This window comes from Sphingomonas phyllosphaerae (genome assembly GCA_036946405.1).
GTDB lineage: Bacteria > Pseudomonadota > Alphaproteobacteria > Sphingomonadales > Sphingomonadaceae > Sphingomonas > Sphingomonas phyllosphaerae_D.
Window position 1 is genome coordinate 1,451,235 of the sequence record JAQIJC010000001.1, and the last position, 21,025, is coordinate 1,472,259.

Annotated in this window: 20 protein-coding genes; 15 read left to right on the plus strand and 5 right to left on the minus strand. The window is 68.2% G+C overall.

Annotated elements, in window-relative coordinates:
• Positions 1–86: 86 nt before the first annotated feature.
• A complete protein-coding gene (locus PGN12_06975; GenBank protein ID MEH3103633.1) occupies positions 87–1,085 on the minus strand; it encodes an LLM class flavin-dependent oxidoreductase in 999 nt (332 codons plus the stop codon).
• 337 nt (positions 1,086–1,422) lie between these two features.
• Between PGN12_06975 and PGN12_06980 the strand changes: the two genes are divergently transcribed.
• From PGN12_06980 to PGN12_06995, 4 genes are all read left to right on the plus strand, one after another.
• The gene (locus tag PGN12_06980) at positions 1,423–2,088 is read left to right on the plus strand and encodes a pyrimidine 5'-nucleotidase (GenBank protein ID MEH3103634.1); all 666 of its coding nucleotides are present in this window, start codon (positions 1,423–1,425) and stop codon (positions 2,086–2,088) included.
• On the plus strand, positions 2,085–2,927 hold the full coding sequence (dapD, locus tag PGN12_06985) for a 2,3,4,5-tetrahydropyridine-2,6-dicarboxylate N-succinyltransferase (GenBank protein MEH3103635.1): 843 nt from the start codon (positions 2,085–2,087) through the stop codon (positions 2,925–2,927). Before PGN12_06980 ends, dapD begins: the two co-directional genes overlap by 4 nt.
• A 209-nt stretch (positions 2,928–3,136) precedes the next feature.
• Positions 3,137–4,102 carry a class II fructose-bisphosphatase gene (gene glpX / locus PGN12_06990; GenBank protein MEH3103636.1) on the plus strand — a complete coding sequence of 322 codons (966 nt, stop codon included), beginning with the start codon at positions 3,137–3,139 and terminating at the stop codon, positions 4,100–4,102.
• Positions 4,102–4,839, plus strand: a complete 738-nt coding sequence (locus PGN12_06995) for a CPBP family intramembrane metalloprotease (protein MEH3103637.1) — start codon at positions 4,102–4,104, stop codon at positions 4,837–4,839. Before glpX ends, PGN12_06995 begins: the two co-directional genes overlap by 1 nt.
• 70 nt (positions 4,840–4,909) lie before the next feature.
• On the opposite strand, the gene PGN12_07000 is transcribed toward PGN12_06995, so the two are convergent.
• Genes PGN12_07000 through cysD form a run of 3 tightly spaced genes read right to left on the minus strand, consistent with a single transcriptional unit; the run spans position 4,910 to position 8,477 of the window.
• Positions 4,910–5,650, minus strand: coding sequence for a 3'(2'),5'-bisphosphate nucleotidase CysQ (locus PGN12_07000; GenBank protein ID MEH3103638.1), 741 nt, complete (start codon positions 5,648–5,650; stop codon positions 4,910–4,912).
• Positions 5,647–7,557: a sulfate adenylyltransferase subunit CysN gene (cysN, locus tag PGN12_07005; protein ID MEH3103639.1), complete on the minus strand. Its 1,911-nt coding sequence runs from the start codon at positions 7,555–7,557 to the stop codon at positions 5,647–5,649. The genes PGN12_07000 and cysN overlap by 4 nt, the downstream gene beginning before the upstream one ends.
• Positions 7,557–8,477 carry a sulfate adenylyltransferase subunit CysD gene (gene cysD / locus PGN12_07010; GenBank protein ID MEH3103640.1) on the minus strand — a complete coding sequence of 307 codons (921 nt, stop codon included), beginning with the start codon at positions 8,475–8,477 and terminating at the stop codon, positions 7,557–7,559. Before cysD ends, cysN begins: the two co-directional genes overlap by 1 nt.
• 243 nt (positions 8,478–8,720) lie before the next feature.
• On the opposite strand from cysD, the gene PGN12_07015 reads away from it, so the two are divergent.
• The gene (locus tag PGN12_07015; protein ID MEH3103641.1) at positions 8,721–9,569 is read left to right on the plus strand and encodes an endonuclease/exonuclease/phosphatase family protein; all 849 of its coding nucleotides are present in this window, start codon (positions 8,721–8,723) and stop codon (positions 9,567–9,569) included.
• 49 nt (positions 9,570–9,618) lie between these two features.
• On the opposite strand, the gene PGN12_07020 is transcribed toward PGN12_07015, so the two are convergent.
• A complete protein-coding gene (locus tag PGN12_07020) occupies positions 9,619–9,813 on the minus strand; it encodes a hypothetical protein (GenBank protein MEH3103642.1) in 195 nt (64 codons plus the stop codon).
• A gap of 31 nt (positions 9,814–9,844) precedes the next feature.
• Here PGN12_07020 and PGN12_07025 point away from each other — a divergent pair, with 31 nt between their 5' ends.
• The 10 genes from PGN12_07025 (at position 9,845) to PGN12_07070 (ending at position 21,021) form a co-directional block, all read left to right on the plus strand.
• Positions 9,845–10,498 carry a hypothetical protein gene (locus PGN12_07025; GenBank protein ID MEH3103643.1) on the plus strand — a complete coding sequence of 218 codons (654 nt, stop codon included), beginning with the start codon at positions 9,845–9,847 and terminating at the stop codon, positions 10,496–10,498.
• A 240-nt stretch (positions 10,499–10,738) separates the two neighbouring features.
• Positions 10,739–11,050, plus strand: coding sequence for an STAS domain-containing protein (locus PGN12_07030; protein ID MEH3103644.1), 312 nt, complete (start codon positions 10,739–10,741; stop codon positions 11,048–11,050).
• Positions 11,047–11,415 carry a response regulator gene (locus tag PGN12_07035; protein MEH3103645.1) on the plus strand — a complete coding sequence of 123 codons (369 nt, stop codon included), beginning with the start codon at positions 11,047–11,049 and terminating at the stop codon, positions 11,413–11,415. The genes PGN12_07030 and PGN12_07035 overlap by 4 nt, the downstream gene beginning before the upstream one ends.
• Positions 11,412–13,373 (plus strand): chemotaxis protein CheA, encoded by a 1,962-nt coding sequence (locus tag PGN12_07040; protein MEH3103646.1) that lies wholly within the window; start codon positions 11,412–11,414, stop codon positions 13,371–13,373. Before PGN12_07035 ends, PGN12_07040 begins: the two co-directional genes overlap by 4 nt.
• 19 nt (positions 13,374–13,392) lie before the next feature.
• Positions 13,393–13,875, plus strand: coding sequence for a chemotaxis protein CheW (locus tag PGN12_07045; protein ID MEH3103647.1), 483 nt, complete (start codon positions 13,393–13,395; stop codon positions 13,873–13,875).
• Positions 13,876–13,911: 36 nt separating this feature from the next.
• Positions 13,912–15,825, plus strand: coding sequence for a methyl-accepting chemotaxis protein (locus PGN12_07050; GenBank protein MEH3103648.1), 1,914 nt, complete (start codon positions 13,912–13,914; stop codon positions 15,823–15,825).
• Between the two features lie 169 nt (positions 15,826–15,994).
• A complete protein-coding gene (locus PGN12_07055; GenBank protein MEH3103649.1) occupies positions 15,995–17,791 on the plus strand; it encodes a methyl-accepting chemotaxis protein in 1,797 nt (598 codons plus the stop codon).
• A gap of 185 nt (positions 17,792–17,976) precedes the next feature.
• Positions 17,977–19,653 carry a methyl-accepting chemotaxis protein gene (locus PGN12_07060; GenBank protein MEH3103650.1) on the plus strand — a complete coding sequence of 559 codons (1,677 nt, stop codon included), beginning with the start codon at positions 17,977–17,979 and terminating at the stop codon, positions 19,651–19,653.
• The gene (locus PGN12_07065; GenBank protein MEH3103651.1) at positions 19,650–20,150 is read left to right on the plus strand and encodes a chemotaxis protein CheW; all 501 of its coding nucleotides are present in this window, start codon (positions 19,650–19,652) and stop codon (positions 20,148–20,150) included. The genes PGN12_07060 and PGN12_07065 overlap by 4 nt, the downstream gene beginning before the upstream one ends.
• Positions 20,151–20,169: 19 nt before the next feature.
• Positions 20,170–21,021: a protein-glutamate O-methyltransferase CheR gene (locus PGN12_07070; GenBank protein MEH3103652.1), complete on the plus strand. Its 852-nt coding sequence runs from the start codon at positions 20,170–20,172 to the stop codon at positions 21,019–21,021.
• Positions 21,022–21,025: the final 4 nt, after the last annotated feature.

Below are 21,025 nucleotides of genomic sequence, written 5' to 3' on the forward strand. Positions count from 1 at the left end.
CTGACACACGAACCACCGCCTTGTGTCAGGCGATCACCCGGACTTCACAGACATGGGCCCCTGCCTGCGCAGGGGCGACGGGCATGCTACGCCGCGAGCGGCAGTTCCTGCATCGCCGCCGCCGCCAGCGCGATCGAGTGGCGGCGCGCTTGATGGTCGTAGACCGCACTGGTCAGCATCAGCTCGTCGACCCCGGTGCGCGCGACGAATGCCGCGATCCCGCGCGCGACCTCGTCGCGGGTGCCGATCGCGCTCGCCGACAGCGCATGATCGAGGATCGCGGCATGCTGCGGTGGCAGCGAGGCGCGATAGCCCGGCACCGGCGGCTTCATCCGCCCCGGATTGCCGGTGCGCAGCGCAACGAACTGCTGCTGCTGCGAACTGGCGAGCAACTCGGCTTCCTCATGCGTGTCGGCGGCGAAGACGTTGAACCCCGCCATCGCATAGGGCTTGGCGAGCGTTGCCGACGGCCGGAAATCGCGCCGGTAGATGTCGAGCGCCTGATCGAGCGCGTCGGGCGCGAAATGCGAGGCGAACGCATAGGGCAGCCCGAGCATCGCGGCGAGCTGCGCGCCGAACAGGCTGGAGCCGAGGATCCACATCTCCGGCTTCGCGCCCGCGCCCGGCGTCGCGGTGATGCCGGTGCGCCCATCGTCGGCGAAATAGCTTTGCAGCTCGACGACGTCGCGCGGGAACTCGTTGGCGTCGCTGGAAAGATTGCGGCGCAAGGCGTGTGCGACGCGCTGGTCGGAGCCGGGCGCGCGGCCGAGCCCGAGATCGATCCGGTCGGGGAACAGCGCGTCGAGCGTGCCGAACTGCTCGGCGATCTGCAGCGGGGCCGAATTGGGGAGCATGATCCCGCCCGCGCCGATGCGGATGCGGCTGGTTGCCTGCCCTACATGCGCGATCACCACCGCGGTCGCCGCCGAGGCGATCCCGGTCATGCCGTGATGCTCGGCCACCCAGTAACGGTTGAAGCCGAGTTGCTCGGCATGGTGCGCGAGGTCCGCGGCATTGGCGAGCGACTGCGCGACCGAGCCGCCTTCGGTGACGGGGACGAGGTCGAGAAGAGAATAACGGGTCATAGGCGGTAGGTGGGGAGGATGGTGCGAGACTGCCAGCGGAGTTACGGTTGGCGGCAGGATAGCAGGGGTTTGCCTCTCTCGATCCCCCCCCGACATTCCCGCTCCCGTCAGTTATTTCCGTTCCCTTCGGTCATTCCCGTTCCCTTCAGTCATTCCCGCGAAGGCGGGAATCCAGACGCGCAGGTCTTCGCAAGAGGCGAAACGTCAGAGGTTCTGGATTCCCGCCTTCGCGGGAATGACGAGAAGGGAGTCGCGAGGATGACGAGGAGGGGGGGGGCGCCGGGATGACGGGCGCGCGGGGATGACGCGCGCCCTCAAACCCCCTACACGCCGCGCCATGCACCCGGCCTTCGCGCACGTCGATACGTGGATCTTCGACCTCGACAACACGCTATACCCGGCGCGCGCCGATCTGTTCGCGCATATCGATCGCCGGATGACCGCGTTCATCGCCGACTTCCTGAACGTCGACCCCATCGAGGCACGTCGCATCCAGAAGGAATATTTTCTCGGCCACGGCACCACGCTCGCCGGGCTGATGGCGTATCATGACGTCGATCCGCACGCCTTCCTCGCCTACGTCCACGATATCGAGATGGATGCGCTGGAGGAAAACGCCCCGCTCGCCGCCGCACTGGCGAAGCTGCCGGGACGCAAATTGGTCTTCACCAACGGCGACCGGCCCTATGCGCTCAAGGTGCTGGAGCGGCTCGGGCTCGGGCAGAGTTTCGAGGCGGTCCACGACATCGTCGCGATGGACCTGACGCCCAAGCCCGCCGCCAGCGCCTATGCTGGGCTATGCGCCGCGTTCGACATCGACCCGGCCCGCGCCTTGTTCGTCGAGGATATGGCGCGCAACCTGAAACCCGCCAAGGCGATCGGGATGACCACCGTCTGGGTGGACAACGGGTCCGAGCAGGACCACGACGCCGACCGATCCTATGTCGACCACCGCGTGACCGACGTCACCGCGTGGGTCCAGTCTGTTTTGGAGGACCAATGACCGCCGAGCTTTCCGCCACGATCGACGCCGCGTGGGAGAACCGCGCCGAGCTGGGGCTGACCACCGGGGGCGAGGTGCGCGTCGCGGTCGACCGGGCGCTGGCGCTGCTCGACGCCGGGCAGGCGCGCGTCGCCGAGCCGGACGGCAGCCAAGGTAAAGAGGGGGGCGGCTGGCGCGTCAACCAGTGGCTGAAGAAAGCGGTGCTGCTCAGCTTCCGCCTCAACGACAATGCGCTGATCGACAATGGTCCGGGCGCGGGGCACTGGTTCGACAAGGTGCCGAGCAAGTTTTCGGGCTGGAGCGAGGCGGAGTTCCGCAGCGCCGGCTTCCGCGCGGTGCCGGGCAGCGTGGTGCGGCGCGGCGCATTCGTCGGCAAGGGCGCGATCCTGATGCCGAGCTTCGTCAACATCGGCGCCTATGTCGGTGAAGGCACGATGGTCGACACCTGGGCGACCGTCGGCAGCTGCGCGCAGATCGGGAAGAACGTCCACCTCTCGGGCGGCGCCGGGATCGGCGGCGTGCTCGAGCCGTTGCAGGCCGATCCGGTCATCATCGGCGACGGCGCGTTCATCGGCGCGCGTGCCGAGGTCGCGGAGGGTGTGCGCGTGGGTGAGGGCGCGGTGCTGTCGATGGGCGTCTATCTGGGCGCGTCGACCAAGATCATCGACCGTGAAACCGGCGAGACGTTCCGCGGCGAAGTGCCCCCCTATGCGGTGGTCGTCCCCGGTTCGATCGGCGGCGGGGATGGTAAGCCGGCGCTCTATTGCGCGGTGATCGTCAAGCGCGTCGACGCGCAGACCCGCAGCAAGACCAGCATCAACGACCTGCTGCGCGACTGAGTGCGACCATCTGTCGCCCCGGCCTTGAGCCGGGGTCCCGCTTTTCTGCCACGGAGGGAAGAAGCGAGATCCCGGATCAAGTCCGGGATAACGAAGGTGGAGAGCCCGTCCCCGGATGAACGTGCCGCGTATAACATGTAAAACAAAATGCCTCGACTCCGTCATGTGGCGCGCCTATCCGGGGGTAATCAGAGGAAAAGGACACCCCGATGCCGACTGCCAGCAAGGTTCTCGACCGCGTGCTCGTGCTGGAGATGGTGCGCGTCACCGAGGCGGCGGCGATCGCTGCCTCGACGCTGACCGGGCGCGGTGACGAAAAGGCCGCCGATGCCGCCGCGGTCGAGGCGATGCGCGCGGCGCTCAACGAACTCGACATCGACGGAACGGTGGTGATCGGTGAGGGCGAGCGCGACGAGGCGCCGATGCTGTTCATCGGCGAAAAGGTCGGCAGCGGGCAGGGGCCGGCGATCGACATCGCGCTCGATCCGCTGGAGGGCACGACGATCTGCGCCAAGTCGGGGCCGAACAGCCTCGCGGTGTTGGCGATCGCGGAAAAGGGCGGGCTGCTCAACGCGCCCGACGTCTATATGGACAAGCTGGCGGTCGGGCCGGGGCTGCCCGCTGGGGTCATCGACCTCGATCGCACCCCGACCGAGAATGTCGCGGCGATCGCGGCGGCCAAGGGCGTCCAGCCAAGGGATATCATCGCCTGCGTGCTCGACCGTCCGCGTCACGAGGCGCTGATCGCCGAATTGCGCGGGATCGGGTGCGGCGTGGTGCTGATCGGCGACGGCGACGTCGCGGGGGTGATCGCGACCAGCGACCCCGACACGACGATCGACGTCTATATGGGCTCGGGCGGCGCGCCGGAGGGCGTGCTGGCCTGCGCGGCGCTGCGCTGCGTCGGAGGGCAGTTCAAGGGCCGGCTGTTGTTCCGCAACGACGACGAGCGGGCGCGGGCGCGCAAATGGGGGATCGAGGATCTCGACCGCCAATATGATCTCAAGGATCTGGCGAAGGGCGATTGCATCTTCGCGGCGACCGGGGTCACCGATGGCTCGCTGCTGGAGGGCGTGCGGCGCGTCGGCGGCAAGATGACCACCGAGAGCGTCGTGATGCGCGCCTCGTCGGGCACGGTGCGCTGGGTGAAGGGCGAGCACCGCCTCGACCTGTGATGGCCGCGGGGGCGGCGCTGGCGCTCGCGTTGGCCAGCCTCGCGCTGCTGCTGCATGGCGCGCGCTTCGGCTATTGGCCGCGCCCGCCCAGCGTCGCGCCGGGGACGGTGCGGCATCGCTGGTTCGCGCGGCTGGCGCTGCGCGCGGTCGTGCATTTCGGTGCGGTCGCGGTGCTGCTGCTGGCAGTGCTGGGGCGGCTCGACGCGATCGCGAAATTTCCGCCCGAGTTGCTGCCGGCAAGCGCGGTGGCGGTGGCGTGGATCGGCCAGCCGGGCTGGCCGCCGCTGGCCGCGGGAGCGCTCGGCGGCGTGGTGATTGCCGCATTGCTCGAACGCCGCGGACGCCGGGTGACGATCGGCGACCTGCGCGCGGTCATGCCGACGCGCCACGCCGAACTCGGCTGGGGCGTCCTGCTCGCGATCGTCGCTGGGGTGACCGAGGAGCTGTTCTTCCGGCTGCTGCTGCCGCTGCTGCTCGCGATCGTGAGCGGGTCGGCGTTGCTCGGGTTTGCGGGCGCGACCGCGGCGTTCGGTTATGCGCACCGCTATCAGGGCTGGCGTGGCGTCGTCGCGACGGTGATCGCGGGGGTGGTGCTGGCGCTGGTCTATCTGGTGTCGGGGCGCTTGTGGCCGGCGATGCTGGTCCATGCTGCGATCGACCTCAACGGACTGGTGCTGCGGCCGGTGCTGGCGGGGAAGTTGCGGTTGGCACATCCAGACCCGTCGCCCCGGACTTGATCCGGGGTCCCGCTTTTTCGCCGCGTCTGGGAGTAAGAAGCGGGATCCCGGATCAAGTCCGGGATGACGATCAGGCAGAATCCAACGCCGCCAGCACCGGCGCGACATGCTCGTGCCGGCAGATCAGCAGGTCCGGCATGTACGTGTCCGCGCAATTGTAGACCAGCGGTGACCCGTCGATGCGGCTGACGTGCAGCCCGTGCGCGCGCGCCACCGCGGCGGGGGCGCAGCTGTCCCATTCATATTGCCCGCCCGAATGGAGATAGATGTCCGACTGGCCGAGGATGATGCTCATTGCCTTGGCGCCGGCGCTGCCCATCGGCACCAGCTCCGCGCCCAGCGCCTCGGCGACCGCCACCGCCTCGCGCGCCGGGCGCGAGCGGCTGACCACCATCCGCAGCCGTTCGGGCGCTGGCGGAACGACGACCGGCGCATCGCTGCGCAGCACGACGCCCGCCGCAGGCAAGGCGACCGCGCCGGTCGCCGGCACACCGTCGATAGCGAGCCCGACATGCACCGCCCAGTCGGCGCGGCGCTCGGCATATTCGCGCGTGCCGTCGACCGGGTCGACGATCCACACCCGCGAACGGTCGAGGCGGATCGGGCAGTCCTTCTCTTCCTCCGACAGCAACCCATCCGCGCCACGCTGCGCGCGCAACGCCTCGACGAGGAAGCGGTTGGCGATCGCGTCCCCGGCCTTGGCCAGCGCCCGCTCGGTCAGCGCAGCGCTGTCGCGCACCGTCAGCAGCAGCGCGCCCGCCACCCCGGCGAGATGCGCGGCCAGCGCGGCATCGCTCACGTCCGCGGTCATGCGCGGCGCAGCAGCAGGTCGACGATCTGCTCGGCGGCCTGTTCGGGGGTGGTGACGGTGGTGTCGATCCGCACCTCGGGGGCCTCCGGCCGCTCGTACGGGCTGTCGATGCCGGTGAAGTTCTTGAGCAAGCCGGCGCGCGCCTTCTTGTAAAGTCCCTTCACGTCGCGACGCTCGGCTTCCGCGAACGGCGTGTCGACGAACACCTCGACGAACTCGCCCGCGGGCAGCATCGCGCGCACCATCTCGCGCTCGGCACGGAACGGGCTGATGAACGCGGTGAGCACGATCAGCCCGGCGTCGGTCATCAGCTTCGCGACCTCGCCGACGCGGCGGATGTTCTCGATCCGGTCGGCCTCGGTGAAGCCGAGATCCTTGTTGAGCCCGTGGCGGACATTGTCGCCGTCGAGCAGGAAGGTGTGGCGACCGAGCGCGTGGAGCCGTTTCTCGACCAGATTGGCGATCGTCGACTTGCCCGAGCCGGACAGGCCGGTGAACCACAGCACCGCCGGCTTTTGCTCCTTGAGCGCGGCATGGGCGTCGCGTCCGACGTCGATCGCCTGCCAATGGACGTTCTGCGCGCGGCGCAGGCTGAAATGCAGCATCCCGGCCGCGACCGTCGCATTGGTCAGTTTGTCGATCAGGATGAACCCGCCGAGCGTGCGATTGTCGGCATAAGGCTCGAACACGATGGGACGGTCGGTGGTCAGCTCGGCGACGCCGATCGCATTGAGGTCGAGCGTCTTGGCGGCGAGCTGTTCGAGCGTGTTGACGTTGACGACGTACTTGGGCTGCTGGACGGTCGCTGAGACGGTCTGCGTCCCCAGCTTCAGCCAATAGCCGCGCCCGACGCGCAAGCTCGCATCGTCGAGCCACACCAGCGTCGCCTCGAACTGGTCGGCGGCTTCGGGCGGCTGTTCGGCGGCAGCGATCACGTCGCCGCGCGAACAGTCGATCTCGTCGGCGAAGCACAAGGTCACTGACTGGCCGGCGACCGCCTGTTGCAGGTCACCGTCGAGCGTGACGATCCGCGTCACCGCCGAGGTCTTGCCCGACGGCAGCACGCGCACCCTGTCGCCGACCGCGACGCGCCCGGTCGCGATCAGCCCCGAGAAGCCGCGGAAGTCGAGGTGCGGGCGGTTGACCCATTGCACCGGCATCCGGAACGGCTTGTCGGCGTCGACCGAGGCGAGCACCTCGACGGTTTCGAGATGCTCGGCCAAAGTCGGCCCGTGATACCAGGGCGTGTTCGCGGAGCGCGCGGTGATATTGTCGCCCTTGAACCCCGAGATCGGCAGCGCGGTGAAGCCGGCGATCCCGATCGACTCCGCAAAGGCGGCATAGTCCGCGACGATCGTGTCGAACGTCGCCTGATCGTAGCCGACCAGATCCATCTTGTTGACCGCCAGCACGATGTTGCGGATGCCGATCAGGTGGCAGAGGTAGCTGTGCCGCCGCGTCTGCGTCAGCACGCCCTTGCGCGCGTCGATCAGGATCACCGCAAGGTCGGCGGTCGACGCGCCGGTCACCATGTTGCGTGTATATTGCTCGTGGCCGGGGCAGTCGGCGACGATGAACTTGCGCTTCTCGGTATTGAAGAAGCGATAGGCGACGTCGATCGTGATCCCCTGCTCGCGCTCGGCGGCGAGCCCGTCGACCAGCAGCGCGAAGTCGATCTCGCCACCTTGCGTGCCCTGTTTGCGCGAATCGCTTTCCAGCGCGGCGAGCTGATCCTCGAAGATCATCTTCGAATCGTAGAGCAGTCTTCCGATCAGCGTCGACTTGCCGTCATCGACCGAGCCGCAGGTGATGAAGCGCAACATCGTCTTGTGCTGATGGCTGTCGAGATACGCATCGATGTCGCGCGCGACCAGATCGTCGACGACATAAGCAGGTGCAGTGCTCATCAGAAATACCCCTGCTGCTTCTTCACTTCCATGCCTGCGCCGCCGGCATCCTTGTCGATCGCGCGCCCCTGCCGCTCGCTGGTGGTGGTGAGCAACGTCTCCTGGATTACCTGTGGCAGCGTCGTCGCGCGGCTCTCGACCGCGCCGGTCAGCGGATAGCAGCCGAGCGTGCGGAAGCGGATCGAGCGCAGCACCGGCTCTTCGCCGGGCAACAGCCGGAAGCGAGCGTCATCGACCATCAGCAGCATCCCGTCACGCTCGACGGTCGGGCGCTCGGCGGCGAAATAGAGCGGGACGATCGGCACGTCGTTGAGATGGATATATTGCCAGATGTCCAGCTCGGTCCAGTTCGAGATCGGGAAGACGCGGATGCTCTCGCCCTTGTTCTTGCGGGCGTTGTAGAGGTTCCACAGCTCCGGGCGCTGGTTCTTCGGGTCCCAGCCGTGCGTCGCGGTGCGGAAGCTGAAGATCCGCTCCTTGGCGCGGCTCTTCTCCTCGTCGCGGCGAGCGCCGCCGAACGCGGCGTCGAAGCCGTATTGGTCGAGCGCCTGCTTCAGCCCCTCGGTCTTCCACAGGTCGGTATGCAGCGCGCCGTGGTCGAACGGGTTGATCCCGCGCTCGATCGCCTCGGGGTTCTGGTGGACGAGCAGCGTCATCCCGCTCTCCGCCGCCATCCGGTCGCGTAGCGCGTACATCTCGCGGAACTTCCACGTGGTGTCGACATGCAGCAGCGGGAAGGGCGGGGGGCTGGGGAAGAACGCCTTGCGCGCGAGATGCAGCATCACCGCGCTGTCCTTGCCGACCGAATAGAGCATCACGGGATTGTCCGCCTCGGCCACCACCTCGCGCATGATGTGGACCGCCTCGGCCTCGAGCCGTTGCAGATGGGTGAGCCGGTGGTGATCGAGCAACCGTGACATTCGCTTCCCTCTACGCCGGACGCGCGTGTCCGGTCGTCATGCATCTGTCATCCCTTGCGCGGAAATGCGCGACAGCGGGGCGTGGAATTGGTTGCGGTCTCAAAATTGCAGCTTCTTGGCGTAACCGGTCATTGCGAGCGTAGCGAAGCAATCCAGAGCCGGACCAGGACGCCCTGGATTGCTTCGCTCCGCTCGCAATGACGGCAGCGCTGAGCTAGCAAGTCAGGACAGAAAGGGTTGCAGATGAAACGTTTGATGATCGCAGCGGCGGCATTGGTGACCGCGAGCGGCGCCGCCGCGCAGGACGTGCGCGTCATGACCTTCAACGTCCGCTTCGCCTGCGATTGCGACGGCCCCAACGTCTGGCCGGCGCGCCGCGACCTGTTCATGCGGACGGTGCGCGAGGCGAACCCCGATGTGATCGGCACGCAGGAACTGCTCAAGACGCAGGGCGACGACATCGTCCGCGCGCTGCCGCGCTATCGCTGGTTCGGGCGCGACCGCGACGGCGGGCAGGGGGACGGGCACAGGGGCGAGCATATGGGCGTCTTCTACCGCACCGACCGGCTGAAGCTGATTCGCAGCGGCGACTTCTGGCTGTCCGAGACGCCCGAGGTGCCGGGCAAGATCAGCTGGGGCGCGAACCTGCCGCGGATGGTGACGTGGGGCGTGTTCGAGACGACCGGCAGGTCGAAGCGCCGCTTCCTGATGGCCGATACGCATTTCGCGCATCGCGGTGCCGAGGATGAGGAAGCGCGTAACCGCTCCGCCGCGCTGATCGCGGCGCGGCTGCCCGCAATCGCGCCGGGGTTGCCGATCGTGCTGACCGGCGATCTGAACACCACGCCGGACAGCGCGGCGGTCCGCCGGCTGACCGCGTTCCTGACCGACGCCTCGCGGCTCGCGCGCACCGCCGACGCGCCGAGCGGCACCTTCCACGACTTCACCGGCACGCCCGAGGCGGGCAAGTGGATCGACTATATCCTCGTCAAGGGCTTTCGTCCGGTCGCGGCCAAGGTGCTGACCACGCACGATGGCGCGCGCTATCCGTCCGATCATTTCCCGATCGTCGCCGATCTGAAGGGGGAATGACGTCCGCCCAATTTCCGTCATCCCGGATCAAGTCCGGGGCGACGAAAGCCTACAACGACATTCCCGCCTGCAACCGCTCCAGCTCGACCGGATCGTGCGTGCAGGTGACGGTCACCGTCTCGCGGCGCTCGATCGACAGCCGGCGCAGCCGTTGCTGGTTGTCGAGCCGCGCGGTGGCGTCGACCTCCATCAGCCGCTGATAGGCGCGCAGCCCCGGCGTGCAGCGCCGCCGCGCCTGCCGCATCTCGCCGCGATAGAAAATAGGCGTCGCCGGCGTGGAGCAGCCAGCGTCCGTCGTCCTGCCGCAGCGCCACACCCGCATGTCCCCAGGTGTGGCCGGGCAGCGGCACCATCAGGATCTCGGGCGGCAATCCGTCCAGATCGCGCACCGCGTCGAAGCCGAACCAGCGCTCGCCGCGCGCGCCGTAGCGTTGCCAGCGCTGCACATCGTCGAGCTGCCTCGGCCGCCAACGGTTGCGCGCGACGACGCCGGCACGCGGACCGGTGGCGTCGTCATATTCGCGCTGCATGACGTGGACGGTGGCGTTCGGGAAGTCCTCCAGCCCGCCGGCATGATCGAAGTCGAGATGCGTCGCGATGATGTGCCGCACGTCGCCGGCACGATGGCCGCGCGCCTCGATCTGTCGGATCGCCGTGTCGCGTTCGTGGAGCCGGATGTTGAGCATCATCCGCCATGGCAGGGTGATCCGGGGATCGGGGCGGTGGTGCGGATGCGCGACGTCGCGCAGGCCGTAACCGGTGTCGACCAGCACCAGCCCGTGCGCGTCGGTTTCGATCAACAGACAATGACAGACGATCCGCCCCAAGGGGCCAAGACTGCGCCCGTCGAACAATGCACCGTCGAGCGGACAGTCTGTTCCGCAGTTCAGATGGAAAATTCTCATCGAGCACCTCCGGCGCGACCGTAAGATATTAGCCAAGTAGCTGACTTTACATCGATCAACGTGTCTCATTCATCGGCGTCATTGTTGGGCCGGTTAATGGTCATTTTACTCCTGCACGGTAGCACGGCGGTTGTAGGGGAGGACCCCGGCCACGACGTCGACGGGGAGTCGGCGCGCAGGTCGGCGCGATCCGCAGCGTAACAGGCGTCCGGCGCCGCGATCTGCCTCGGCGGGCGCGGAACCGGATCAAGGAGCATCAAGTTCATGTCGATCACCCCCGTGATCGCGGCCGGCGATCTATGCCTGCCGTCGATCGGATTGCTGGCCGACGATCTGCTGCAGGCATTCGCCGCGGGCGATGTCGTCCGGCTCGACCTGTCGGCAGTGGCCGCACCGGACCTGAGCGTGGTGCAACTGGTCGAATCGGCGCGGCGCACCGCGCGCGACGACGGTCGCGATTTCGCGCTGACCGCACCGGTCGGCGCACCGTTCCGCGCGCTGCTGGCGCGTGCCGGCTTCACCCCCGCGTCCGAGGAGGACGCCACCTTCTGGTTCCACGGAGACTCCGCGCAATGACCGCTTCGATCCTTACCGTTGACGACAGCGCCAGCCTGCGGATGGCGATCCGCATCGCGCTGACCGGCGCCGGTTATGCCGTGACCGAGGCGGTCGACGGGGCCGACGGGCTGGCCAAGGCCACCGGCACGCGCTTCGACATGATCGTCACCGATCTCAACATGCCGAACATGGACGGTCTGGAGATGATCCGCGCACTGCGTCAGCAGCCGGCGCAGGCGGGCGTGCCGATCATCTTCCTGTCGACAGAATCCGACGCCGACATGAAGGCGCAGGCCAAGGCGGCGGGGGCGACCGGCTGGCTGGTCAAGCCGTTCCAGCCCGACCAGCTGATCCGCGTCGCACAGAAGGTCCTCGGCAAGTGACCGAGGACCCGACAGCCACCTTCCGGGTGGAGGCGGGCGAGTTGCTCGAGCAGGTCGAGCAGGGGCTGCTCGATCTCGGGCACCGGCTCGGCGACATGGCGCTGGTCAATGCGGTGTTCCGCGGGCTGCACACGCTCAAGGGCTCGGGCGCGATGTTCGGCTTCGATGCGTTGGCGGCGTTCACCCACCATTGCGAGAGCGCGTTCGACCGCGTCCGCAAGGGCGAGGTCCCCGCGACCGCCGAGCTGGTGTCGGTGATCCTGTCCGCGCGCGACCATATGGCCGCGCTGGTCGACGGCGACGCGCCGCAGGCCGAGGGCGATGCGATCCTCGCGCGGCTCGCCGCCGCGGTCGAGGCGGCGCGCGGCGCCGGCGTGACGGCGGACGCGCCGGCCGCGACGCAGGGCTGGAAGCTGTTCTTCCGCCTGCCGGCCGATGCGATGGCGAACGGCACCAATCCGCTGATGCTGCTCGACGAACTTCGCGATCTCGGCGAGGCGGAGGTGCGGGTGCGCACCGACGCGCTGCCGCCGCTCGGCACGCTGGTGCCGAACGAATGCCATCTCGGCTGGGACGTAACGTTGCGCGGTGACATCACCCGCGAGGCGATCGAGGACGTGTTCATCTTCGTCATGGACGACATGACGCTGGAGATCGCGCCGCTGGGCGATGTCGCACCGGCCGAGCCGGTCGTCGTGGAGGAAGCGCCCGCCGCTGCCCCGGTCGAGGCGGCCGCCCCGGTCGCCGCCGCCGCCGGTGGCCCGCCCGCCGCGGCGCAGCCCGCGGTCGAGAACGTCCGCGTCCCCGCCGACCGGCTCGACGCGCTGATGGACCGCGTCGGCGAGCTGGTGATCGCGCAGAGCCGGCTGTCGCAGCTGGCGAACAATCGCCACGACCTGCTGCTGCGGTCGGTGACCGAGGATATCGAGCGGCTGTCCGGCGAGTTGCGCGACACGATGATGGTGCTGCGCATGGTGCCGGTGTCATCGCTGTTCGGGCGCTTCCGCCGCCTGATCCACGATCTGGCGCGCGAAACCGGCAAGGCGATCGAGCTGCAGACGTCGGGCGAAACCACCGAGGTCGACAAGACCGTGATCGAGCGGCTGTTCGATCCGTTGGTCCACATCATCCGCAATTCGTGCGACCACGGCCTCGAAGCGCCGGCCGACCGCATCGCGGCGGGCAAGTCCGAAACCGGGCTGGTCAAGCTCAGCGCGCATCAGGCGGGCGGCGAGGTGCTCATCACGATCGTCGACGACGGCCGCGGGATCGACCGCGAGCGGGTCCGCGCCAAGGGCGAGGCGAACGGGCTGATCGAACCGGGCCAGCAACTCGCCGACGAGGAACTGCTCGGGCTGATCTTCCACCCCGGCTTCTCGACCGCGGCGCAGGTCACCAACCTGTCCGGGCGCGGCGTCGGGATGGACGTGGTCAAGCGCACGATCGAGAGCCTGCGCGGCTCGATCAGCGTCGCGAGCGAAACCGGCAAGGGCTCGACGATCACGCTGCGCATTCCGCTGACGCTGGCGATCATCGAGGGGCTGTTGGTGCGCGTCGGCGAGAGCCGCTACGTCCTGCCGCTGTCGGCGGTCGAGGAATGCCTCGAACTGTCGCTGGAGGACGATCTGCGCTCGCGCGGGCGCAGCCTCATCACGCTGCGCGACCGGCTGGTCCCGTTCGTGCGGCTGCGCGACCTGTTCGAGACGGGCACGCGCCCCGATCCGCACCAGAAGATCGTCGTGGTCGCCACCGGGCGCGAGCGCGTCGGGCTGGTCGTCGACCAGATCATCGGCAACCACCAGACCGTCATCAAGTCGCTGTCGGCCTTCCATCGCGGCGTCGGCAGCTTCTCCGGCGCGACGATCCTCGGCGACGGCAATGTCGCGCTGATCCTCGACGTCGCGCAACTGGTCGCGATGGCGCAACCCCGGGAGGAGATGCTCCGTGCCGCAAGCTAAGCAACGCGCCGACGCCGCCATGGCCGCGGCGGACACCGCCTGGAACGAGCGCGGCGAGCTGGAAGTCCTGACCTTCGACGTCGGCGGCGAGACGCTCGCGCTGGAAGCGACGATGGTCCGCGAGATCCTCGACCTGCTGCCGGAGACGTTGGTGCCGGGCGCGCCGGCGCTGGTGCGACACGTCGTCAACTTCCGCGGACGGATCGTGCCGGTCGCCGACCTGCGGCTCGCCTTCGCGATGGAGGCGGCGGAGACGACCGCCGACAGCCGGATCGTCGTCATCGAACTGCCGATCGACGGCGAGCCGACGCTGGTAGGTTTGCGCACCGACCACGTCCGCGAGGTCGCGACGCTGACCGCCGGCGCCAGCGAGGAGGCGCCCGCGGTCGGGATGCGCTGGCCGCGCGATTACGTCCGCCGGCTCGTTCGCTGGCGCGACGATCTCATCATCCTCCCCGATCTCACCGCCATCTTCGCGTCGGTCCTGTCGCCGCGCTCCTGACCCTGATGTCGCCCCGGCCTTTCTAGAGGTTCTGCCATGTCGTTGCTTCCTGCGTTCAAGAAAACCGCCCGTTCCGATTATGCCGTGGCCGAGGTCAGGCAGCTTGCCCGTGCGCTTGGCGAAGGCGACCTGTCGCGCCGCGCCGAGCTGCACGAGGCGAGTGGCGAGGCCCGCGCGATCCTGGAGGCGGTCAACCACCTGCTCGACGAGGCGCTGACGCCTTCGGTGCGGCTGCGCGACGCGGTCGAGCGCATGACGGCCGAACACGAGGCAGGCGATATCGACACCGTCGTGCCGGTGGCGGCGTTCCGCGGCGACATGGCGCAGACGGCGGCCGGCATCAACGCGCTGGTCGGGGCGCACATCACCGTCAAGAAGAAGGCGCTCGCCTGCGTCAAGGCGCTGGGCGAGGGCCGGTTCGACGCGCCGCTGGAAACCTTCCCCGGCAAGAAGGCCTTCATCAACGACACGGTCGAAGGTTTGCGCGCCAGCCTGAAGGGACTGATCGCGGAGATGAACCACATGTCCGCCGAGCATGACCGCGGCGACATCGACGTCTTCGTGCCGGTCGCCAAGTTCCACGGCGATTTCGCGGTGATGGCGCAGGGCATCAACGACATGGTCAGCGGCCATATCGCAGTCAAGAAGCTCGCGATGGCGTGCATCAAGCAGTTCGGCGAAGGCAATTTCGATGCGCCGCTGGAGCGTTTCCCCGGCAAGAAGGTGTTCATCAACGACACGATCGAGGAATTGCGCGGCAATTTCCGCGAGATCATCGGCGAGATCCGCCGCCTGATCGACGCCTCGACCGCCGGACGGCTCAGCGAACGCGGCGATACGGCACGCTTCCCGGGCGACTTCGGCAAGGTGGTCGGCGGGATCAACGGGATGCTCGACGCCATCCTGGTGCCGATCGCCGAAGGCAATCGCGTGCTGGCGCTGGTCAGCGGCGGCGACCTGACGCAGCGCGTCGAGATCGCCTGCGATGGCGATCACGACCGGATGAAGGCCGCGATCAACACGCTGGTCGACAATCTGTCCAAGTTCGCGGGCGACGTCGCCGCCGCCTCTGCGCAGGTCGCCGCGGGCAGCCAGCAATTGTCGAGCACCGCCGAGCAGGTCAGCGAAGGCGCGACCGAGCAGGCTGCGGCGGCCGAAGAAGCCTCGGCGTCGATGGAGCAGATGGCGGCCAACATTAAGCAGAACGCCGATAACGCCGCGCAGACCGAGAAGATCGCGCGCCAGTCGTCGCAGGACGCCGAGCAGAGCGGTCAGGCGGTGCAGAAGGCGGTCAGCGCGATGCGCACCATCGCGGAACGGATCGGCATCGTGCAGGAGATCGCGCGCCAGACCGATCTTCTGGCGCTCAACGCCGCGGTCGAGGCGGCGCGCGCGGGCGAGCATGGCCGCGGCTTCGCGGTGGTCGCCGCCGAGGTGCGCAAGCTGGCCGAACGCAGCCAGACCGCGGCGGGCGAGATCAGCGGCATGTCGTCGGAGACGGTGACGGCGGCGGCGCAGGCGGGCGAGATGCTGACCAAGCTGGTCCCGGACATTCGTCGGACCGCCGAACTGGTCGCCGAGATCAGCGCGGCGTGCCGCGAACAGGACATCGGTGCCAGCCAGATCAACGAGGCGATCCAGCAGCTCGACAAGGTGACGCAGACCAACGCCTCGGCATCGTCGCAGATTTCCTCGACGTCCGAGGAACTGGCCGGGCAGGCCGAGGAACTGGAGGCGAATATCGCCTTCTTCCGCACCGCCGAGCCGCGCGCGGTGGCCACGGTCCGCAAGCCCGTTCGCACCCCGGCCAAGCCCGTTCGCAAGGTCAGATCGCCGGTGCGCAGCGGTGCGAGCGTCGCCGACCAGCAGGCGCGGGCGCGGGGCTTCGCACTCGACCTGAGCACCGGCGGTCCCGACGGCGAGGATGAGGATTTCGGACGGGCGGCCTGATCCGAGGGGGGAGCCTTCGCGGCTCCGCCATCCACGACCGCGGTGTCATGCGGTCGAGTAGCTGACCGCCGATCCGTTCGCCTGCGCGAGCACGGATCGGCATCCCACCGCGCGGATGTTCCTGGGGTTCGGGGACGATGCGTGCATCACCACGGCTTGGAGAAGAAACATGCGCGCCACGATCAAGATGAAACTGGGGGCGACCTTCGCGGTCCTGATATTGTTGCTGGCCGTCGTCATCGGCGTTGGTGTCTCGAAGATGAGTATCCTCAACAGCGCGATCAGCGACGTCATCGCGGGGCCGGCGCGCAGCCTGTCGCTCGCGCAGTCGGTCGACACGCTGCAAAGCCAGTCGCTCGCCGACCAGCAGTCGCTCGCGCTGAACACCGACGCTGCGACGATGAAGACCTATTTCGACAAGGTCGTTGCCGGTGAGAACGAGCTCGATCGCACGATCCGGCAGGGGACCGCTGCGGCCAGCTCCGAAAGCAAGCCGTTCTGGGAAGCGGTCGGCCACGACTGGACCGAGCTGAAGCCGGTGTTCGATCGGGTGCGCGACCTCGGCCTGGCCAACAGGAACGAAGAGGCCGCCAAGATCTCGAACGATCAGCAGGCGCCGCTCAACGTCCGCTTCAATGCCGATATCGGCAAGCTGAGCGACTTCCAGCGCGCGGCGATGAAGGAAGCTGACGAGGCGACCAATCAGCTGTACGCCGAAAGCCGCAACATCATGATCACCGCGGGCATCATCGCCTTCCTGATCGCGGTGGTGGGTGCGATCTGGATCTCGCTGGTCGTATCGCGCGGGCTGAAGCGCATCGGCGTGGCGGTGGAGGCGGTGTCGATCGGCGATCTCGATCAGGAGGTCGTCGTGACCACCAACGACGAGATCAAGGATCTAGTCGATACCGTCAATCGTATGACCGCGAACCTGCGCAAGAGCGCGGCGCTGGCCGATGCGATCGCCGGCGGCGACCTGACCGTCGAACACCAGCCGCTGTCGGAGAAGGACAAGCTGGGCCGGGCGTTGGTGATGATGGTCAACCGCCTGCGCATCGTCGTCGGTGACTCGACGATCGCCGCGCAGAATGTCGCGGCGGGGAGCCAGCAGCTGTCGTCGTCGTCCGAGCAGGTGAGCCAGGGCGCGACCGAGCAGGCCGCGGCGGCCGAGGAAGCGTCGGCGTCGATGGAGCAGATGGCCGCCAACATCAAGCAGAACGCCGACAACGCGACCCAGACCGAGAAGATCGCGCGCCAGTCGTCGCAGGATGCGGAACTGAGCGGTCAGGCGGTCGAGAAGGCGGTCGGCGCGATGCGCACGATCGCCGAGAAGATCGGCATCGTGCAGGAGATCGCGCGCCAGACCGATCTGCTGGCGCTCAACGCCGCGGTCGAGGCGGCGCGGGCGGGCGAACATGGCCGCGGCTTCGCGGTGGTCGCGGCCGAAGTCCGCAAGCTGGCCGAGCGCAGCCAGACCGCCGCGGGCGAGATCAGCGGCATGTCGGCGGAGACGGTGACGGCGGCGGCGCAGGCGGGCGATATGCTGACGCGGCTGGTGCCCGACATCCGCCGTACCGCCGAACTGGTCGCCGAGATCAGCGCCGCGTGCCGCGAACAGGACATCGGTGCCAGCCAGATCAACGAAGCGATCCAGCAGCTCGACAAGGTTACGCAGCAGAACGCCTCGGCTTCCGAGCAGATCTCCTCGACCTCCGAGGAACTGGCCAGCCAGGCCGAGGAGCTTCAGGAGAGCATCGCCTTCTTCCGCGTCGATGACGGCAGCAAGCCCGCCCGCAACGCGCCACGTCCCGCCGTGCGCAGCACCGCGGTCGCGGCGAAGAAGGGCAAGCCGGTCGCGCGTGGCGTGTCGGTGGCCGAGCAGCAGGCGCGTGCCCGCGGCTTCGCGCTCGATCTCAGCAACGGCGGTCCGGACGGGGAGGATGCCGATTTCGGCCGCGCGGCCTGAGACGATGGCGGGGCGGCCGTCCGCCCCGCCACGCCGAACCGTCGGGTAGCGCGGTAACTACCTGACGGACCACGGTTCCGGATCGTGCCTGAACCTTTCCTTCATCCCTGTTCGGTTAATCGAAGAAGGTAAACCGCAGCAGCGGTCGCGTCGAACGCACCCGGGTGTAAGAATAAGGATTCTCCATGCGCGCCACCATCAAGACGAAACTGGCCGGAACCTTTACCGCCGTCATTCTTCTGCTTTGCCTCGTCGTCGGGGTCGGTGTTTCGAAGATCGGCGTGCTCAACGGCATGATCGGCGAGATCGTCGATGGTCCGACGCAACGCATCCAGCTGGCGCTGACCGCCGATGGCGACGTCGGACGCGCGATCCGCAACGAAAAGAATATCATGATGACCGACGATGCAGCGATGCAGCGCGAGTTCGAAGCCAAGTTCCTCGACTATGACCGCAAGATCCGCGAGAGTCTCGAAGGCGGGCTGAAGATCGCGACCGAACAAGGTCGTCCGGTCTGGAAGAAGAGCCTCGAACAGTGGAACGCCTATCGCCAGATCAGCGACCGCGGCCGCCAGATGGCGATGGCCGGTCGCCATGACGAGGCGGCACGGCTGTCGATGACCGAGGGGCGCGCGGTCGTCACCCGCCTCGGCGAGACGCTGGCGCAGCTCACCGCGATCACCCAGGCGCAGCTGACGCAGGCCAATGCCGATGCCGCCACGCTCTATTCCGGCGCGCGCACGACGTTGCTGACGACCGCGGTGATCGCGCTGTTGTTGGCGACCGCCGGTGCCTTGTGGATCGCGCGGTTGGTGTCGAAGGGGTTGCGGCAGGTCAACGAGGCGGTATCCGCGGTCGCCGACGGCGATCTGTCGGTCGAGGTCGCGGTGCGCAGCAACGACGAGATCAAGGATCTGGTCGACACGGTCAACCGCATGACGCTGCGGCTGCGCGAGACGATCGGTCAGACCACGCTGGCGGCGCACAACGTCGCGGCGGGGAGCCAGCAGCTGTCGTCGTCGTCCGAGCAGGTGAGCCAGGGCGCGACCGAGCAGGCCGCGGCGGCCGAGGAAGCGTCGGCGTCGATGGAGCAGATGGCCGCCAACATCAAGCAGAACGCCGACAACGCGACCCAGACCGAGAAGATCGCGCGCCAGTCGTCGCAGGATGCGGAACTGAGCGGTCAGGCGGTCGAGAAGGCGGTCGGCGCGATGCGCACGATCGCCGAGAAGATCGGCATCGTACAGGAGATCGCGCGCCAGACCGATCTGCTGGCGCTCAACGCCGCAGTCGAGGCGGCGCGGGCGGGCGAACATGGCCGCGGCTTCGCGGTGGTCGCCGCCGAAGTTCGCAAGCTGGCCGAACGCAGCCAGACCGCCGCGGGCGAGATCAGCGGCATGTCGGCGGAGACCGTCGCCGCCGCCGTGCAGGCCGGCGAGATGCTGACGCGGCTGGTGCCTGACATCCGCCGTACCGCCGAACTGGTCGCCGAGATCAGCGCGGCCTGTCGCGAACAGGACATCGGTGCCAGCCAGATCAACGAAGCGATCCAGCAGCTCGACAAGGTCACGCAGCAGAACGCCTCGGCTTCCGAGCAGATCTCCTCGACCTCCGAGGAACTGGCCAGCCAGGCCGACGAACTGCAGGAAAGCATCGCCTTCTTCCGTGTCGAGGACGGCAAGCGGCCCGCGCGCCATGCGCCCCGCAGCGTCGCGCGCAGCGCCGCGCCGGCCGCGAAAAAGACGCAGGCACCGCGCGGTGCCTCGATCGCCGAGCAACAGGCCCGCGTCCGCGGCTTCGCGCTCGATCTCACCAATGGTGGCCCTGACGGCGAAGACGCCGAGTTTGGACGTGCAGCATGAGCATGACGAAGCAGGAACTACAGGTCGTGGTCTTCGGCCTCGGGGCGGAGCGCTTCGCGCTGCCGGTCGCCGAGGTCCGCGAGATCCTCGACCATCGACCGGCGTTCCGGATGCCGGACGCTCCGGCGTGGCTGGTCGGCCTCACCGACGTGCGCGGCACCTCGGTGCCGATGATCGATCTGCGCGTGCGGCTCGGCATGGCGGCGGGCGAGACGACCCTCGCGACGCGCGTGCTGGTGGTGGAGGCCCCTGTCGCCGGGGCCGCGCCGCTGGTGCTCGGGCTGGTCGTCGATCGCGTGCTCGACGTCAGCCGTTTCGGCGCCGACGCGATCGAGCCGTCGCCCGATCTCGGCGGCCGCTGGCGCTCGGGGCATGTCGAGGCGATCCTGCGCCGCGACGACGGGTTCGTCGCGCTGCTGGACCTGCCGCGCATCTTCGCGAGCGACGATGCCGATCTGCTCGGCGGCGTCCCGGCGACCGGCGCGCTGGCGGCATGATGCGCGCGGGGGAGCGGGCATGAGCGCGGCGGCGATCGTCGCGCCGGGCGCGGACGTGCTGTCGAAGCGCGATTTCGATCGGATCGCGCGCTACATCTACGCGCAGGCCGGCATCCGGCTGCCGCCCGCCAAGCTGACGATGATCGAAGGCCGGCTGCGGCGGCGCGTCCGCGCCACGCACCGCGCGTCGCTCGGCGAATATTGTGCATGGCTGTTCGAGGACGACAATCTCGACGACGAACGGCAGCATCTGCTGAACGCGGTCACCACGAACAAGACCGACTTCTTCCGCGAACCCAAGCATTTCGACTATCTGCAAGGCGTCGCATTGCCGCAGATGCAGGAGGAGGGGCTGCGGCGGCTGCGGGTGTGGAGCGCGGCCTGCTCGACGGGCGCGGAGCCCTATACGATCGCGATGATCCTCGACGCCTTCGCGCGTGAGCGGCGCGGGCCGGATTACGGCATCCTCGCCACCGATCTCGATACCGAGGTGCTGGCGACCGCGAAGCGCGGCATCTACCCGGCCGCGCAGGTCGAGCCGGTGCCCGCCGCCTTGCGCCAGCGCTACGTGCTGCGCCCGCGCGACCGCGATCGCGACGAGGTGCGGATCGTTCCCGAATTGCGCAGCGCGGTCGGTTTCGCGCAGCTCAACCTGATGAGCGATCATTATCCGGTCGGCGAGCCGATGGACATGATCTTCTGTCGCAACGTCCTGATCTACTTCGACAAGCCGACCCAGGAACAGGTCGTGCGTCGGCTGGCGGCATGTCTGCGGCCGGGCGGGCTGCTGTTCCTCGGCCATTCGGAGTCGGTGGCGGGCTTTACCCTTCCTCTCACCGCGGTCGCCAACACCGTGTTCAAGAAGATCTGATCGG

Coding starts and splice junctions, on each gene's coding strand:
- PGN12_06975 (MEH3103633.1), bottom strand. CDS start 1,085: ATGACCCGTTATTCTCTTCTCGACCTCGTCCCCGTCACCGAAGGCGGC.
- PGN12_06980 (MEH3103634.1), top strand. CDS start 1,423: ATGCACCCGGCCTTCGCGCACGTCGATACGTGGATCTTCGACCTCGAC.
- dapD (MEH3103635.1), top strand. CDS start 2,085: ATGACCGCCGAGCTTTCCGCCACGATCGACGCCGCGTGGGAGAACCGC.
- glpX (MEH3103636.1), top strand. CDS start 3,137: ATGCCGACTGCCAGCAAGGTTCTCGACCGCGTGCTCGTGCTGGAGATG.
- PGN12_06995 (MEH3103637.1), top strand. CDS start 4,102: ATGGCCGCGGGGGCGGCGCTGGCGCTCGCGTTGGCCAGCCTCGCGCTG.
- PGN12_07000 (MEH3103638.1), bottom strand. CDS start 5,650: ATGACCGCGGACGTGAGCGATGCCGCGCTGGCCGCGCATCTCGCCGGG.
- cysN (MEH3103639.1), bottom strand. CDS start 7,557: ATGAGCACTGCACCTGCTTATGTCGTCGACGATCTGGTCGCGCGCGAC.
- cysD (MEH3103640.1), bottom strand. CDS start 8,477: ATGTCACGGTTGCTCGATCACCACCGGCTCACCCATCTGCAACGGCTC.
- PGN12_07015 (MEH3103641.1), top strand. CDS start 8,721: ATGAAACGTTTGATGATCGCAGCGGCGGCATTGGTGACCGCGAGCGGC.
- PGN12_07020 (MEH3103642.1), bottom strand. CDS start 9,813: ATGCGGCAGGCGCGGCGGCGCTGCACGCCGGGGCTGCGCGCCTATCAG.
- PGN12_07030 (MEH3103644.1), top strand. CDS start 10,739: ATGTCGATCACCCCCGTGATCGCGGCCGGCGATCTATGCCTGCCGTCG.
- PGN12_07035 (MEH3103645.1), top strand. CDS start 11,047: ATGACCGCTTCGATCCTTACCGTTGACGACAGCGCCAGCCTGCGGATG.
- PGN12_07045 (MEH3103647.1), top strand. CDS start 13,393: ATGGCCGCGGCGGACACCGCCTGGAACGAGCGCGGCGAGCTGGAAGTC.
- PGN12_07050 (MEH3103648.1), top strand. CDS start 13,912: ATGTCGTTGCTTCCTGCGTTCAAGAAAACCGCCCGTTCCGATTATGCC.
- PGN12_07055 (MEH3103649.1), top strand. CDS start 15,995: ATGCGCGCCACGATCAAGATGAAACTGGGGGCGACCTTCGCGGTCCTG.
- PGN12_07060 (MEH3103650.1), top strand. CDS start 17,977: ATGCGCGCCACCATCAAGACGAAACTGGCCGGAACCTTTACCGCCGTC.
- PGN12_07065 (MEH3103651.1), top strand. CDS start 19,650: ATGAGCATGACGAAGCAGGAACTACAGGTCGTGGTCTTCGGCCTCGGG.
- PGN12_07070 (MEH3103652.1), top strand. CDS start 20,170: ATGAGCGCGGCGGCGATCGTCGCGCCGGGCGCGGACGTGCTGTCGAAG.